Annotated in this window: 12 protein-coding genes; 8 read left to right on the top strand and 4 right to left on the bottom strand. The window is 73.9% G+C overall.

Features of this window, described 5'->3' with window-relative positions; genetic code table 11:
* Nucleotides 1–128: 128 nt before the first annotated feature.
* On the bottom strand, nt 129–3,059 hold the full coding sequence (locus tag NBM05_RS00060) for an amidohydrolase (RefSeq protein ID WP_254164040.1): 2,931 nt from the start codon (nt 3,057–3,059) through the stop codon (nt 129–131).
* Nucleotides 3,060–3,160: 101 nt separating this feature from the next.
* Here NBM05_RS00060 and NBM05_RS00055 point away from each other — a divergent pair, with 101 nt between their 5' ends.
* Entirely contained in the window at nt 3,161–4,162 is a 1,002-nt protein-coding gene (locus NBM05_RS00055) for an Lrp/AsnC family transcriptional regulator (RefSeq protein WP_254164038.1), read from the top strand.
* A 102-nt stretch (nt 4,163–4,264) separates the two neighbouring features.
* Complete coding sequence (locus tag NBM05_RS00050; RefSeq protein WP_254164036.1) at nt 4,265–5,677, top strand: sugar porter family MFS transporter; 1,413 nt, start codon at nt 4,265–4,267, stop codon at nt 5,675–5,677.
* A gap of 138 nt (nt 5,678–5,815) precedes the next feature.
* Here NBM05_RS00050 and NBM05_RS00045 read toward each other — a convergent pair whose 3' ends face one another.
* Nucleotides 5,816–6,766 (bottom strand): nucleoside hydrolase, encoded by a 951-nt coding sequence (locus tag NBM05_RS00045; RefSeq protein WP_254164034.1) that lies wholly within the window; start codon nt 6,764–6,766, stop codon nt 5,816–5,818.
* A 42-nt stretch (nt 6,767–6,808) separates the two neighbouring features.
* Nucleotides 6,809–8,224 (bottom strand): C4-dicarboxylate transporter DcuC, encoded by a 1,416-nt coding sequence (gene dcuC, locus NBM05_RS00040; protein ID WP_254164032.1) that lies wholly within the window; start codon nt 8,222–8,224, stop codon nt 6,809–6,811.
* 319 nt (nt 8,225–8,543) lie between these two features.
* Between dcuC and NBM05_RS00035 the strand changes: the two genes are divergently transcribed.
* The 5 genes from NBM05_RS00035 to NBM05_RS00015 all read left to right on the top strand — a co-directional run bounded on the left by NBM05_RS00035 (nt 8,544) and on the right by NBM05_RS00015 (nt 14,382).
* Entirely contained in the window at nt 8,544–8,756 is a 213-nt protein-coding gene (locus NBM05_RS00035; protein WP_254164030.1) for a heavy-metal-associated domain-containing protein, read from the top strand.
* Between the two features lies 1 nt (nt 8,757).
* Nucleotides 8,758–8,937, top strand: coding sequence for a hypothetical protein (locus tag NBM05_RS00030; RefSeq protein WP_254164028.1), 180 nt, complete (start codon nt 8,758–8,760; stop codon nt 8,935–8,937).
* Between the two features lie 121 nt (nt 8,938–9,058).
* Entirely contained in the window at nt 9,059–11,398 is a 2,340-nt protein-coding gene (locus NBM05_RS00025) for a heavy metal translocating P-type ATPase (RefSeq protein WP_254164376.1), read from the top strand.
* A complete protein-coding gene (locus NBM05_RS00020) occupies nt 11,395–12,021 on the top strand; it encodes a YdhK family protein (RefSeq protein WP_254164026.1) in 627 nt (208 codons plus the stop codon). The genes NBM05_RS00025 and NBM05_RS00020 overlap by 4 nt, the downstream gene beginning before the upstream one ends.
* 111 nt (nt 12,022–12,132) lie before the next feature.
* Entirely contained in the window at nt 12,133–14,382 is a 2,250-nt protein-coding gene (locus NBM05_RS00015; protein ID WP_254164024.1) for a heavy metal translocating P-type ATPase, read from the top strand.
* 20 nt (nt 14,383–14,402) lie between these two features.
* Here the strand turns inward: NBM05_RS00015 and NBM05_RS00010 are convergent, their stop codons facing one another.
* Nucleotides 14,403–15,131: a TVP38/TMEM64 family protein gene (locus tag NBM05_RS00010; protein ID WP_254164022.1), complete on the bottom strand. Its 729-nt coding sequence runs from the start codon at nt 15,129–15,131 to the stop codon at nt 14,403–14,405.
* A gap of 157 nt (nt 15,132–15,288) precedes the next feature.
* Between NBM05_RS00010 and NBM05_RS00005 the strand changes: the two genes are divergently transcribed.
* The coding region (locus tag NBM05_RS00005; RefSeq protein WP_302183536.1) for a glycoside hydrolase family 3 N-terminal domain-containing protein at nt 15,289–16,001 on the top strand (713 nt) is incomplete at its 3' end.

Below are 16,001 nucleotides of genomic sequence, written 5' to 3'. Positions count from 1 at the left end.
GATGCAGTTCTCGGGCTCTCACCCCACCCTATCCGGATCCACGGCCGGACGGCCCTCCCGTGCCCGCCCTGTGGACGCGCCCCCGGGGATCCGGTCCCCGGGGGCCTCGAGCGGTCGCGGCGCGGCGGCTACGCCTGGAGCTGCACCCGCGTCGACCCCGGCTCCCGCGCGGCCTGCGCCTCGAGCAGCTCGGCGCGCAGCGCGGGGTCCAGGGCGGCGTCGAGCGCGGTCAGGGCGATCACCGCCGCGCCGTCCACGATGGTCTCGTCCGCCTCGGGGGTCAGGGCGTCGGCGGTGAAGCTGGGGTGGTGCATGACCGCCTCCGAGCCGCGGACCGCGACCATGCCGTGCACGGTGGGCACCACGAGCGAGACGTTGCCCATGTCGGTGGAGCCGCCGCCGGAGACCGGCGTGGTGTCCACGGGGCGACCCACCCGCTCCATGTTCGCGTCCCAGGCCCGGCCCAGGCCCTCGTGCGTGTCGACCGGAGCGTAGGGGTGCTCGGTCTGGCGGTGCTCCCAGGAGCAGCCCGTCGCGATCGCCGCGCCCTCGAAGCAGGCCAGCACGCGCTGCTTGAGCGAGCGCCAGGTCTCCAGCTCGACGGCGCGCACCTCGGCCTGGACCACCGCGCGGCCGGCGATGACGTTGGTGGCCGCGCCGCCGTCGGAGATGAACGCGTTGGTGTTGGAGTCCGCGGGCAGGTGCTGGCGCAGCACGGCCAGGTTCATCAGGGACAGGCTCGCCGCGGCGCCGGCGTTGATCGCCTCGGAGGGCGCCCCGGCCGCGTGGGCCTCCCGGCCGGTGTAGACGACCTCGAAGCGCTCCACCGCGGTCATGCTCGTGGACAGGGCGCCGACGTCGCCGTCGGGCTTGCCGTGCATCATGAGCGAGAACGTCGCGTCCTCCCAGGCGCCGGCGTTGAGGAGGTCGACCTTCCCGCCGCCGTGCTCCTCCGCGGGGGTGCCGAGCAGCTTGACGCGCAGCCCGGCGGCGTCGGCCACGGACCGCAGTGCCAGGGCGGCGCCGACGCCGGCGGAGGCGATGATGTTGTGCCCGCAGCCGTGGCCGATCTGCGGCAGGGCGTCGTACTCCGAGCAGATCACGACCGTCATCTCGCCGGTCCCGTAGACCGCCTCGAGCGCGGTCTCGACGCCGTAGGCGCCGCGGGTGACCTCGAAGCCGCCGGCCTCGAGGACTCCGGCCACGGCCTCCGCCGAGCGCCGCTCCTCCCAGGAGACCTCCGCCAGCTCGTGGATCGTGCGGCTGAGCCGCAGCAGGTCCTCGCGGGAGGCGCGGACGGCGTCGGTGACGGCCCGGGCGAGCGGCTCGCGATCGGCCTGGCCGGCCTCGGTGCCGGCGGCGGGGGCGGTGTCCGTTGAATTCATCGGTGGTCCTCTCGGAGGCGTGGGGTGGGTGGGGAAGCTGCGGGGTGGATGGGGGTGGGCGGATCGGGTCGGGATGGAACGGGGCCGGCGGGCGCTCCGCGGAGGGTTAGGCCCCACGGGGTCAGGCGGGCCGCGGCGCCGGGGCGTCGTCGGTCCCCGCGGCGTCGTCCGCCGGGACGGCCTCGCCCAGGGCTCCGGCGGGTGCGCCGGCCGTCGCCGCCCCGCTCGGGGCCCCGCGGGTGCGCCGGCCGCCGCGGCGTCGCCCGCCGCTGCGGGCTCCCGCGCGGGGGCGGGCCGGATGAACAGCGCCAGGACCGCGAAGGCCGCGCACAGCAGGGCACAGATCCACCATACGGCGTGGAACGAGGCCAGCGTGGAGACCGGGGCCCCGTCCCGGCCCGGTGTCGCCAGCGCGGACATCAGCAGGGCGAAGAGCGCCCCCGCGACGGCCCCGGCCCCGGTTCGGGCAGTGTTGTACAGGCCGGAGGCGATGCCGACCGAGTCGGGCTCGGCCCGCGCCACCACGATCGAGGGCAGGGCCCCGATGACCAGCCCGTTGCCGAACCCCGAGAACAGCAGCCACCCGGTGAACAGGGCCAGCCCGAACGGGGCGTTGATCATCAGCACGAACCCGACCACCGAGACCAGCCCGCCCGCGGCCACGGCCCGGGGTCCGCCCACGGCCCGGGCCACCCGGTCGCTGAGCGTGGCGCCGAGGAACGCGGCCACGGCCCACAGGGACATGACCAGCCCGGTCGTCGTCGCGGTCGCGGCGAAGCCGTAGCCCGACGCCGCCGGGTCGCCCTGCACGAACAGCGAGGTGGGCGCCTGCGCGCCGAAGACCTGCGCGCCGTAGAGGAACGCGATGACCACGGGCAGCCCGATGCCCCCGCTGGCGAGCATCCGCAGGTCGATCAGGGGGTGGTCGCTGCGCCGCGCCGAGAGGACCCACAGCGCCAGCAGCACGACGCCGGCGGCGATCGCCCCGGTCGCGACCGGCGCGGGCCACGCGGACAGGTTGGAGACCCCGCCCAGGAAGGCCACGAGCCCCGCGCCGAGCAGCGCCGCCCCGAGCAGGTCCACCCGGTCCCGGCGCCGCACGGCGGTCTCCCGGACGAAGAGGGCGACGCCGGCCACGCAGGCGGTCATGAACAGGGCGGGCAGCAGCAGCGTCGCGGTGAGGCTGCCCAGCAGGTCCAGGACGGATCCGGCCAGCAGCCCGCCGACGGCGGCCCCGAGGGTCAGCGCCCCGACCAGCCGTCCGATGCTGCGGCCGGCGTTGCGCGGGTCGCGCTGGTGGACGATCGCGAACTCCAGCGGCAGGAAGACCGCGAGCGGCGCCTGGATCGCCCGGGCCGCGAGGAAGACCCCGTAGGTGGGGGCGAAGGCCACGAGGAACGACGCCGCCGCGACCACCACGGTCGCGATCAGCAGCAGGCGCTTGTGCCCGAAGATGTCCCCCAGCTTGGACAGCAGCGGCACGACCAGCACGGTGGCCAGGAAGTAGGCCGCGTTGACCCAGTTGAGGGAGGCGGCGCTGACGCCGTACTGCTGCCCGATGGCCGTGAACAGCGGGGCGAACCAGCCCTGCAGGATGCCGCTGCCCAGCTCCATGACGATCAGGAATCCAACGGCGGCGCCGGCGCCGCCCGGTCGTGGGTCTCGAATGCTCATCACTGCTCCAGGGGGGGGTGTGGTGGGGAACACCCGCCATGCTTCCCCAGCGAGGTTTCCACCGGATCACATTGCAGCTTTTCTCCCATATCATCTCTGTCATGCAGGATTATCGGCTCGACCCCCTCGACGAGCGCCTGATCCATGCCCTGCAGATCAACGGGCGCGTGCGCTGGACCGAGCTGGCCCCGGTCCTCGGCGTGGACCCCGCGACGCTGTCCCGCCGCTGGGAGGCGCTGCGCGAGGGCGGCGTCGCCTGGGTCAGCGGCTTCTTCCCGCAGCGCTACGCGGGCGCCCTGGTGGACATCTCCTGCATTCCGCAGCGGGTGCGGGAGGTCGAGGAGCGGCTCATCGCCATCCCGGCGGTCCACACCATCGACCGCACCTCCGGCGCGCGGGACATCCTCGCGACCGTCCTGACCGACACCCCGCGCGACGTCTGGGAGCTCGTGACGCAGCGGATCGGCTCCCTGGAGGGCGTGCGCGGCACCCAGAGCCACCTCATCACGTCCTCGATCTCGGAGGCCTCGAGCTGGCGCATCCGGGCTCTGACCGCGGCCGAGGCCGCTCGGATCCCCCGCCCGCACCCTCCCCGCGCCCGGGCCCCGCGAACCCTGCGGCCCGAGGTCGAGGGCGCCCTGCAGCACGCCCTGCTCGAAGACGGGCGGGCGCCGGTCAGCCGCATCGCCCGGGAGTCGGGGATCAGCGAGCAGCGCCTCGCGGACGGCATCGCGCTGATGATCGCCCAGGGGCGGCTGCGGCTGCGCACCGACGTCGCCCGCACGGTCACCGGCTGGCCCATCTACGCCTGGTACTTCATGCGGGTGCCGGCGCGGCTGGTCGGGCAGGCCCGGGCCGTCCTGCCGCAGATCCCGGAGCTGCGCACCGCCTTCGTGGTGGCGAGCCAGTACAACCTGGTGACCGCGGCGTGGCTGCGGGAGCTGGACGACGTCGTGCGCTTCGAGGCCGCGCTGGAGAGCGCCCTGCCGGGGGCGCGGATCATGGACCGCAGCGTGGTCTTCTCGATGGGCAAGCACATGGGGCGGGTCCTCGACCCCGAGGGCCGCGCGACCAGGGGATACGTGCATCCCGACGGCGCGTGAGCCGGCCCGCCCCGCCGTGCTCCGTCACAGTGCCCCGGGGCTGTTGACGTGGCTCGGGGTCGGTGCTGAGGTGAGGTGTATCACTCGACCTGGGAGGCACTCGTGTCCGAACAGCAGAACTCATCACTGGACGTCCCCCTCGGCAGGATCGTCCTCGTCGCCGCTACCGCCGCGCTCGGCGGCTTCCTCTTCGGCTTCGACACCGCCGTGATCAACGGCGCCGTCGGGGCCATCGGCGAGCGCTTCGGCGTCTCGGGCTTCCTGCTCGGCTTCGCCGTGGCCTCGGCGCTCATCGGCTGCGCCATCGGCGCCTGGTACGCGGGCCCGGTCGCGGACCGGCTGGGGCGCATCAAGGTCATGATCATCGCCGCGGTGCTCTTCGTCGTCAGCTCGATCGGCTGCGCGGCCGCGTTCTCGGTCTGGGACCTCTCCCTGTGGCGGGCGGTCGGCGGCCTGGGGGTGGGTGCGGCGTCGATCATCGCCCCGGCCTACATCGCCGAGGTCTCCCCCGCCGGGATCCGCGGGCGGCTGGGCTCGCTGCAGCAGCTGGCCATCGTCTCCGGCATCTTCGTCGCGCTGCTCACCGCCTACGCGCTGGTCGCGGCCGCCGGGAGCGCCACGGCCACGCTCTTCGGCATCGAGGCCTGGCGGCTGATGTTCCTCGCCGAGCTGATCCCGGCCGTGGTCTACGGCGTGCTGGCCTTCACCATCCCCGAGTCCCCGCGCTTCCTGATCTACCGCGGGCAGCGCCAGCGGGCGCTGAAGGTGCTGCACAAGTACGTGGGCGGGGACGTCGAGCGGACCGCGGACGAGATCGAGCGGTCCTTCCAGGGCCGCACCGAGCGCCCCAAGCTGTCGGTGCTGCGCGGTCCCTCGCGGCGGATCTACCCGATCGTCTGGGCGGGTCTCGGCCTGGCCATCCTGCAGCAGTTCACCGGCATCAACGTCATCTTCTACTACTCCTCGGTGCTGTGGCAGGCGGTGGGATTCACGGAGCAGGACTCGCTGATCATCACCGTGATCACCTCGGTGACCAACATCCTGACCACCGTGGTGGCGATCGTGCTGATCGACAAGGTGGGCCGCAAGCCGCTGCTGCTGGTCGGCTCGATCGGCCAGTTCGCCTCGCTGGCGGTCCTGGCGATCACCTTCGCCACGGCCCCGGTCGTCAACGGGGAGCCGCTGCTGCAGGGGGCCGCGAGCCCGGTCGCGCTGATCGCGGCGAACCTCTTCGTCGTCTTTTTCGGCTGCACCTGGGGGCCGATCATGTGGGTCATGCTCGGGGAGATGTTCCCCAACAAGATCCGCGCGATGGCGCTCGCGGTGGCCGGCGCGGCCCAGTGGGCGGCCAACTTCGTGGTCTCCACGACGTTCCCGGCGCTGTCCGAGGCGGGCCTGGGCCTGGCCTACGGGGTGTACACGTTCTTCGCCTTCGTCTCGATCTTCTTCGTCATCAAGTTCATCCAGGAGACCAAGGGCGAGACCCTGGAGGCGCTGTCCGAGCGGGACGGCTGAGCGGGACGCGCGGCGGGCGGCGTGCTGGACGCGCGGCGTCGTCGGGCGGGGCGCGCGGCGGGCGGCGTCGGACTGGATGCACGGCGGCGGCGTCGTCGGGCCGGATGCACCCGACGACGCCGCCCGCCGCGGCACGGCTCACCCCAGCGGCCCGTGCCCCACCGCGCCGCGGATCGCGTCCATTACCCGCCGCATGACCTCCTCGCCGCGCGCCTCGGTCGCGACCAGCGCGTTGGGCTCGCCCTTACGGGGCAGCCTGAACTCGCAGAAGGTGGCCCCGCGCCCGACACCGCGGTTCAGCTCCACGTCGACCTTGGCCGGCTGCAGCGTGAACAGCTCGGGCCACCGCAGGTAGGCCGCGGCGCTCGGGTCGTGCAGCGGCATGGCCCGCGCGGTCGTCTTGTCGATCATCCGCAGGTAGGCGCCGAGCAGGTCGGCCAGCGTCTGGCCCGCATCCCCGCCGAGGTCGCGCAGCTCCTGCTCGTGCTCGGGGCCGACCAGCACCTGCCGGGTGAGGTTCAGCCCGAACACGCGGACGTCCAGGCCCGCCCGCAGCACGGTGTCCAGCGCCTCGGGGTCAGCGTAGACGTTGAACTCCGCGGCGCTGGTGTGGTTGCCCGACGTCGCGGAGCCGCCCATCATCACGAGCCGGCCCACGCGGTCGGCGAGGTCGGGCCGCAGGATCAGCGCCATCGCGACGTTGGTCAGCGGCCCCGTGCCGAGGATCGTGAGCGCCCCGGGCTGGGAGGCCTCGAGCGCGCCGATCAGCGCCTGCACGGCGTTCTCGGGGGCGGCCTCCGACGTCGCGACCGCGAGCCGGCGGCCGAGGGTGCCCATGGCCCCCTCGCCGAGCAGGTCCTCGATCGTCTGGGGCTCCTGGGCGAGCGGCTTGGCGGCGCCGCGGTGGACGGGGACCTCGAGTCCCGCCAGCTCGACCGCCGCCAGGGTGTTGGCCGTCGCGTGGTCGAGGCTCGTGTTGCCCACCACGGTGGACACCCCGACGACGTCGATCTCGGGGTCGTCGGCGAGGACGAGCAGGGCGAACAGGTCGTCCATGCCGGTGTCGCAGTCCATCCAGATGTTCTGCACGATGTTCTCCTTCTGGGTAGGGGGTTTACGGGCTCGGGCGGGTCAGCCGACCGCGCCGGGGATGAGGATCCAGGTCAGCGCGATGGACACCACGATGCCCACGGCCATGGGGACCACGGTCCGCTTGACCAGGTCGATGACGTTGGCGTTCATGGCCCGCGAGACGATCAGCACGACCGCCGAGACCGGCGAGACGGCCCGGGCGAGGTTCCCGGCGAACTGGATCGGCAGCGCGAGCAGCACGCCGTTGATGCCCGTCTGCCCGGCGATCCGCGGGATCACCTCGATGAACGAGTAGAACGGCGCGAGTCCGCTGCCGGTCAGCAGGACCAGAAGGATGGTCGCGCCGACGAAGACCAGCATGAGGACCAGGGCGGCCCCCTCGATGTTCTCCGTCGCGGCGACGAGCGAGTCGATGATGCCCAGCTGGGTGATCGCCTCGACGAAGATGCCAGCGGCGATGAGCAGCGCGACGACGCTCGCGGCGCCGTCGCCGATCCCGCGGAAGAAGACCTTGAGGTCGTTGAGCGAGGGCAGGAGCTGGCGCTTGCGGATCGCCTCGACCACGAGGCCGGCCATGAGGCTCACCAGCACGATGGGCAGCAGCGAGACCTGGAAGTCGATGACGCCGACGGTCGTGAGCACGTAGGGCACCAGGACCAAAAGCAGCGGCAGGACCGGGAGAATCGCGTAGAACCCGGGGACGCTGCCGCGCGGCGCGTCCTCGGCCGCGACGGAGCCGACCCCGCCCGCCGCCTCGTCCACGAGGGTGCGGCCCCTGCGGGCGTCGCGGGAGTCCATCCAGCGCTGCCAGAAGTAGTGGGCCACGCCCATCACGACGAGGGTCGGGATCGAGACGCGGGCGTGCAGGCTGAAGACGTACTCGCCGAGGTCGAGGGCGAGGCGGTCGGCGGCGATGACGTTGTCCGCGCCGAGCGGCGTCGGGACGATGGTCGCGGTCGTGGCGATGACGGCGCCCGAGGTCAGCCGCGAGAGGCCCGCGCCGACCATCATGGGGTACAGCGTCGCCATGAGCAGCACCGCGAGGCTCGACGCCGAGGGCACCACGAGGGACATCAGGTTGCCCACCCAGAACACGATGGGCACCAGAAGGTACTTGACCCGCAGCTTCAGCAGCGGCCGGGTCAGCAGGTCCACCGCCTTGTCGTTGGCCCCGATGTGGGACATGTAGGCGGCGAAGCCGAAGAGCATCATGATGACCAGGCCGGTGTTGGCGAAGCGGTCGGAGAAGATGGCCGTGGCGAGCTGGAGCTGGTCGTACCAGGCGTTGCCGCTCGGCTCGACCTCGAAGGTGCCGGTGTCGGTGTGCCCCAGGAACGGGGCCACCATGAACAGGGCGAGGCCCACCACGAGGAGGGCGACGGCGGCGTCGACCTTCTTCACGATGAGGTAGCCGGTGGCGAGGATCGCCACGGCCACGATGATCAGTTCGATCATGCGGACGTCCTTTCGCGCCGCGGGAGCGGGCGCCGATGGGAGGAGGGCGCCGGCGCGGGCGGGAGCCGCTCCTCGACGACGATCGGCGGCGATCCCCGCCCCGGCGGGTCGATCCGCGGCCGGCGTGGGCTGCACGGAACGTTACCCCAGATGACGTGGGCCACGCGGATTCTTCTTATCCCGTGGACAACCGGCCTCCCGTCGACTAATGCGGGGCGCTCCTCCACCGGCCCGGCCGCCGTCACGGAGACGGCCTTGCCCTATACCCCCTAGGGGTATACCGTTGAAGGCGAACGACCCCGAGACGAGGAGACGAACCATGACCACCACGACCGAGTACCGCGTGACCGGGATGAGCTGCGGGCACTGCGAGAGCGCCGTCCGCGCCGAGGTCTCGGAGATCGCCGGGGTGACCGGCGTCGAGGTCAGCGCCGCGACGGGCCTGCTGAGCGTCACCTCCGACGCGCCGCTCGACGACGCCGCGGTGCTCGCCGCTGTCGACGAGGCCGGCTATGAGGCGGCCAGGGGCTGAGATGAGGGCACCGGCACGACTCGGCCTGTACGGGCTGCTCCTCGCGGCCGTGTTCGCCGTGGCCTTCGCCGCGGCGGGCGCGCTCGTGCCGGAGGAGCTCGTCCGGGACTGGACGCAGCAGAGCACGCAGACGCATCAGGAATCGCACCAGGAGGGGGCGGAGCATGGCCACGGGGAGTGAGACGGGCGGCGTCCGCGGCGGCGTCGGAGGGTCCGCCGGCGTCGCGGGGGGCCGCGGTGTCGAGGCGCTCGGCGGCGCGGGGGGCCGCGGCGTCGGCAGCCTCGAGCTGCGCATCGGGGGCATGACGTGCGCCTCGTGCGCGAACCGGATCGAGAAGAAGCTGAACCGGCTCGAGGGGGTGACCGCGAGCGTGAACTACGCGACCGAGAAGGCGCGCGTGAACACCCCCGCGGGGTACGACCCGCAGGCGCTGATCGCCGAGGTCGAGCGCACCGGGTACACCGCCGAGCTGCCTCCCCCGCCCCCGTCCCGGGCGACCGGGCGTGGGGACGCTGGTGCCGGGTCGCCGGAGCACGACGCCGGGGCCGGGTCCGAGGGCACCGGGACCGGTCCTGTCCGTGCGGACGGCGCAGCGGACCGGGAGTCCGGCTGGGCCGAGTCCTCCGACGACGTCGAGCTGCGCGCCCTGCGCCAGCGCCTGGTCGTCTCGGCGCTGCTCGCCGTGCCGGTCATCGCGATGGCGATGATCCCCGCCCTGCAGTTCGACTACTGGGGCTTCGCCTCCCTGGTCCTGGCCGCCCCGGTGGTCGTGTGGGCCGGCTGGCCCTTCCACCGGGCCGCGTGGACCAACCTGCGGCACGGTGCGGCGACCATGGACACGCTGATCTCCGTCGGCACCTCGGCGGCCCTGATCTGGTCGGTCGTGGCGCTGTTCCTCGGCACGGCGGGGCGGCCCGGCGTCGTGCACCCCTTCGAGCTCACGGTCTCCCCATCGGACGGGCTGGGGCACATCTACCTCGAGGTCGCGGCCGGCGTCGTGACCTTCATCCTGTTGGGGCGCTACGTCGAGAAGCGGTCCAAGCGGCGCGCGGGGGCCGCGCTGCGGGCCCTGCTGGAGCTGGGGGCCAAGGACGTCGCGGTCCTGCGGGACGGCGTCGAGCGGCGCGTGCCGATCGAGGAGCTCGCGGTCGGCGACGAGTTCGTGGTGCGGCCCGGGGAGAAGGTGGCGGCCGACGGCGTCGTCGTCTCCGGGACCTCGGCGATCGACGCCTCGATGCTGACCGGCGAGTCGGTGCCCGTGGAGGTCGCCGAGGGCGACCGGGTCACCGGCGCCACCGTAAACGCCGGCGGCCGCCTCGCGGTCCGCGCCGACCGGGTCGGGGCGGACACGCAGCTGGCGCAGATGGCGCGGATGGTCGAGGACGCGCAGTCGGGCAAGGCTGCGGTGCAGCGGCTGGCCGACCGGGTCTCGGGCGTCTTCGTGCCGATCGCAATCGCGGTCGCCGTGGCGACCCTGGGCGCCTGGCTCGGGGCGGGCTTCCCGGTCTCGGCCGGGTTCACCGCCGCGGTCGCCGTGCTGATCATCGCCTGCCCGTGCGCGCTGGGGCTGGCGACGCCGACCGCGCTGCTGGTCGGCACCGGGCGCGGCGCGCAGATGGGCGTGCTCATCAAGGGGCCCGAGGTGCTCGAGTCCACCCGGCGGGTCGACACCGTGGTGCTGGACAAGACCGGCACCGTGACCAGCGGGCGGATGACGATGAGCGGCGTCGTGCCGGCCGACGGCGTGGAGCGGGCCGAGCTGCTGCGCCTGGCCGGGGCGCTGGAGTCTTCCTCCGAGCACCCGATCGCGGCCGGGGCCGCCGCCGAGCTCGGCGGGCTGCCCGCGCCCGAGTCCTTCGAGAACCTCGCGGGCCGGGGCGTCCGCGGGGGCGTCGGCGGCCGGGAGGTCGTGGCGGGGCGGCGGACGCTGATCGCCGACCGGTCGATGGCGCTGGACGAGCGCCTCACCGCGGCCATGAGCGCCGCGGAGGCCGAGGGGCGGACCGCGGTGGCCGTGGGCTGGGACGGCGCGGCCCGCGGCGTCCTGGTGGTCTCCGACCGGATCAAGCCGACCAGCACCGAGGCGGTGGCCCGCTTCCGCGAGCTCGGGCTCACCCCGGTGCTGCTGACCGGCGACCACCGCGCGGTGGCCGAGCAGGTCGCCGCCGAGGTCGGGATCGAGCGGGTGATCGCCGAGGTGCTGCCGCGGGAGAAGGTCGACGTCGTATCGGGGCTGCAGCGGGAGGGCCGCGTGGTGGCCATGGTCGGCGACGGCGTCAACGACGCCCCGGCCCTCGCGCAGGCGGACCTGGGGCTGGCCATGGGTACCGGGACCGACGTCGCGATCGAGGCCGCCGACATCACCCTGGTCCGCGGGGACCTCCGGGCCGCGGCGGACGCGATCCGGCTCTCCCGCCGGACCCTGCGCACCATCAAGGCCAACCTCTTCTGGGCCTTCGCCTACAACGCAGCGGCGATCCCGCTGGCCGCGTTCGGGCTGCTGAACCCCATGCTGGCCGGTGCAGCGATGGCCCTGTCCTCGGTGTTCGTGGTCAGCAACAGCCTGCGCCTGCGGACCTTCAGGGCCCGGGCCGACGACGCCGCGCCGGAACGCGGCACCCTCGAGAGGACACGGACATGACCCGGAACATCACGACGCTGCTCGCCGCGGGGATCCTCGGCGGCACGGCCCTCCTGACCGGCTGCGCCGCGGGCGGGGACGACGACGCCGCCCCCTCGGCGTCGGCCTCGGCCTCCCAGGGCGGCGAGGAGGGCCACGGCGGGCACGGGGGCATGGCCCACGGGGGCGACGGGGAGCACGGCGGCGGCATGCGGCACTCGATGGACGGCGGCCCGGTGCCCGAGGGCATGACCCCCGCCGCCGATCCCGAGTACCCGGTGGGCTCCGAAGTGACCCTGGCCGCGGACCACATGGAGGGCATGGACGGCGCCCCGGCCACGATCGTCGGCGCCTACGACACCTATGCCTACTCGGTCGACTACGCGCCCACCACCGGCGGGGACCGCGTCGAGGACCACCGCTGGGTCGTGCAGGAGGAGCTCACCGGGGCGGGCCCGGACCGGCTGGCCGACGGCGCCGAGGTCACCCTCGAGGCCGGTCACATGGAGGGCATGGAGGGCGCGGCGGCGACCATCGCCTCCTCGACCGACGAGACCGTCTACGTCGTCGACTACAAGGCGGACGGGATGACCATGACGAACCACCGGTGGGTCGTCGAGAGCGAGATCCGGCCGGCCTCCTAGGGGCGCCGGCCGGTCCCCCGGGTGACGGAAGGGCCCGGGTGGCGGAGAGGCCCCGCGGGGCGCCGGACCACGGCAGTCCGGTGGAGACGAGCGAGCTGAGAGGAAGCGACCATGGACGAGCAGCACACCGATATCGGCGAGGGCCGAACCGCGGACCTCGCCGAGGCCCCGGGCCATGGAGGGCATGCGGGTCACGACGGGCAGGCGGGCCACGACGGGCACGCGGGCCACGCGGGCTACGCAGGCCACGCAGGCCACGCAGGCCACGCAGGCCACGCAGGCCACGGCGATCATGCCGGGCAGTTCCGCCGCCTCTTCTGGATCATGCTTGTCCTCGCGGTGCCGGTCGTCGCGTTCAACGACATGTTCGCCGAGCTCATCGGCTATCCCCTGCCCGGTGCCGAGTGGACCCGGTGGGTCTCCCCCGTGCTCGGCACGGTCATGTACCTCTGGGGCGGCCGGCCCTTCCTCACCGGCGGCCTCGGTGAGATCCGCTCGCGCCGGCCGGGAATGATGCTGCTGATCGCGCTCGCGATCACGGTCGCCTTCCTCTCCTCCTGGGGCGCCAGCCTGCACCTGCTCGACCACGAGCTGAACTTCTGGTGGGAGCTCGCGCTCCTGGTGGTCATCATGCTGCTGGGACACTGGATCGAGATGCGCTCGCTCGCCCAGACCACCTCCGCCCTGGACTCCCTGGCGGCCCTGCTGCCCGACGAGGCCGAGCGCGTGGAGGGCGACGACGTCGTCGCCGTCTCCCCCGCGGAGCTGCGGGTGGGCGACGTCGTGCTCGTCCGGCCCGGCGCCTCGGTGCCGGCGGACGGGCGGATCGCCGAGGGCTCGGCCAGCATGGACGAGTCGATGGTCACCGGCGAGTCGCGGACCGTGCGCCGGGAGGCCGGCGAGCACGTCGTCGCCGGGACGGTCGCCACGGACTCGGGCCTGCGGGTCGAGGTCACCGCCGTCGGGGAGGAGACCGCGCTGGCCGGCATCCAGCGGCTGGTGACCGAGGCGCAGTCCTCCTCCTCGCGCGCCCAGCGGATCGCGGACACCGCGGCCGCCTGGCTGTTCTGGTTCGCCCTGGGCTCGGCGGTCCTCACCGCCGCGGCCTGGACGCTGGTCGGCCTGCCCGACGACGCCGTCGTCCGCAGCATCACGGTGCTGGTCATCGCGTGCCCGCACGCCCTGGGCCTGGCGATCCCGCTGGTGGTCTCCATCGCGACCGAGCGGGCCGCCCGCGCCGGCGTCCTGGTCAAGGACCGGCTCGCGCTGGAGTCGATGCGCACCGTCGACGCCGTGCTCTTCGACAAGACCGGCACCCTGACCCGCGGCGAGCCGGCCGTGACCGCGGTGGAGCCGGCCGGCAGCCTCGGGTCGGGCACGGATATGGACGCGACCGGGGGTCTCCAGGCGGGGGCCGCTGCGGACACGGCCGACAGCCGTGACGTGACGGACGCCGACCCGTCCGTGGGCCAGGCGCGGGACCGCGTCCTGGCCCTCGCCGCCGCCGCCGAGGCCGACAGCGAGCACCCGCTGGCTGCGGCCATCCGCGCCGCGGCGTCCGAGCGCGGGCTGAGCGTCCCCGCGGCGTCGGACTTCGCCTCCTCGCCCGCGGTGGGCGTGCGCGCCACGGTGGACGGGAGGACGGTCGAGGTCGGCGGGCCCGCGCTGCTCCGCGACCGGGGGCTGGCCGAGCTCAACGCCGTCGGGCCGTGGCGGGAGGAGGGCGCGATCATCCTGCACGTCGTCGACGACGGCGAGGTGGCCGGGGCCCTGCGCCTGGCCGACGAGGTCCGCCCCGAGTCCCGCGAGGCCGTCGAGGCGCTGCACGCGCGCGGCGCCGAGGTCGTCATGATCACCGGCGACGCGCCGGCCGTGGCGCAGAGCGTCGCGGGCGAGCTGGGCATCGACCGGGTCTTCGCCGGGGTGCGCCCCGAGGACAAGGCCGCGAAGGTCGCGGAGCTGCAGGCGGAGGGGAAGCGGGTTGCCATGGTCGGCGACGGCGTCAACGACGCCCCGGCGCTGGCCCAGGCCGACGTCGGGATCGCGATCGGCGCCGGGACGGACGTCGCGATCGGCTCGGCCGGCGTCGTGCTCGCCTCCTCGGATCCGCGGGCGGTGCTGTCCGTCTACGCGCTCTCGCGGGCCGCGTACCGGAAGATGAAGCAGAACCTGTGGTGGGCGGCGGGGTACAACCTGCTCTCCGTGCCCCTGGCCGCGGGGGTGCTGGCGCCGGTGGGGTTCGTGCTGCCGATGAGCGTGGGCGCGCTGCTGATGTCGGCCTCCACGGTGGTTGTGGCGCTCAACGCGCAGCTGCTGCGGCGGCTGGACCTGGCGCCGGAACGGATCGCCGCCGAGGACTGAGGCCGGACGCCGCCCGCCCCTCAGTCCAGGAGCCCGGCCCCCGGCAGCTGGTGCTTCGCGGTCCCCTTGTAGGAGCGGTAGGCCCAGATCGTCATGACGATGACCACGACCCACGAGGCGCCCAGGACGATGCCATGCAGCACCGAGGGCTGGGCGACCATCGTCCCCACCGCCACCAGGGAGATCTGGCCGGGGATCGTGGCCAGGACGCTCGCGACGAGGAAGTCCCGCTGCGAGACCCCGAAGGCGCCGCTGCCGTAGTTGACGGGCCAGTAGGGCAGGCCGGGCATCAGGCGCAGCACGTAGACCGCCTGGAAGCCGGCGTCGTCGAGGCGGTCCTCGACCACCGAGGCGTGCCGGCCGAGCAGCCGCTTGACGGTCTGCTTCCCCAGCCCGCGGGCCATCCAGTAGGCCCCCCAGCAGCCGATCAGCACTCCGACCACCGACAGCAGGCTGCCCTCCACGACGCCGAACAGCACCCCGGCGGCCACGGCCATGACGGTGACCGGGATGGGGGTCAGGGCGACGACGGCGTAGAGCCCGATGAAGATCAGCCACGCGGCCCAGCCCCACCGGTCGAGGTCCGCCCGCAGCTCCTCCGCCGAGGGCAGCCGCACGTTCAGGGCCAGCCACACCATGCCCAGCAGGACCAAGACCAGCAGCGCGTTGCGCAGCACCGTGCCCCACCGGGGCCCGTCGGAGGAGTCGCCCCGGGAGGCTTCGGCGGGGCGATTCCGGTCGTCAGTCATCCCTTCAGTATAGAAGGACGGCGGAGCGGACGGGCGTTCTCGCCCTGCGCGGACGGGGGCCGGCGGCGTCGACACGGTGCGCCGCGGTGGAGTAGACCGGGGACGAGGCCGCCCGCAGCGTCGAGCCGACCGTGAGACCCCACCGAGAGGACACAGCATGAGCACCCACGACGGCGTCGAGTCCAGGTTCCGAGCCCAGCGGGACCCGTGGCCCACGCGCGAGGAGGACCTCGCCGCCGCGGCGGACCTGGTCGCGCAGATGACGCGGGAGGAGAAGCTCTCCCTGGTCAGCGCACCCATGGGCTACGGCCCCGGGGCGCCGGAGGAGGCCCTCGGCTCGGCGGCGCACTCCCCCGGCGTGCCCCGGCTCGGCATCCCGGCGTGGGACGAGGGCGACGCGAGCCTGGGCGTCACCAACCCCGGCGCGGTCCGCGGGGACGCCCCGGCCACCGCGTTCCCCAGCGGCCTCGCCCTGGGCGCCACCTTCGACCGGGAGCTGGCCGAGGCGCAGGGCCGCGCCATCGGGGCGGAGGCCCGCGCGACCGGCCTCACGGTCCAGCTGGCCGGCGGCATGAACCTGGTCCGCGAGCCGCGCGGCGGGCGGAACTTCGAGTACGTCGGGGAGGACGCGCTGCTCAGCGGGGTGCTCGCCGGGTCCGCGGTGCGCGGCATCCAGGAGGAGGGCGTCGTCTCGACCGTCAAGCACTTCGCGCTGAACCCCCAGGAGACGGGGCGGGTGATGGTCAGCTCGGACCTCGCCGAGGCCGAGCTGCGGGAGTCGGACCTGCTGGCCTTCGAGATCGCGCTGGAGCACGGCGGGCCGCGGGCGGGCATGGGCGGCTACAACCCCGTCTCTTATACACAACTCCG

It is taken from the genome of Rothia santali (assembly GCF_024199905.1).
GTDB classification, from domain to species: Bacteria; Actinomycetota; Actinomycetes; order Actinomycetales; family Micrococcaceae; genus Rothia; species Rothia santali.
This window is presented reverse-complemented; position numbering and strand designations above follow the sequence as displayed.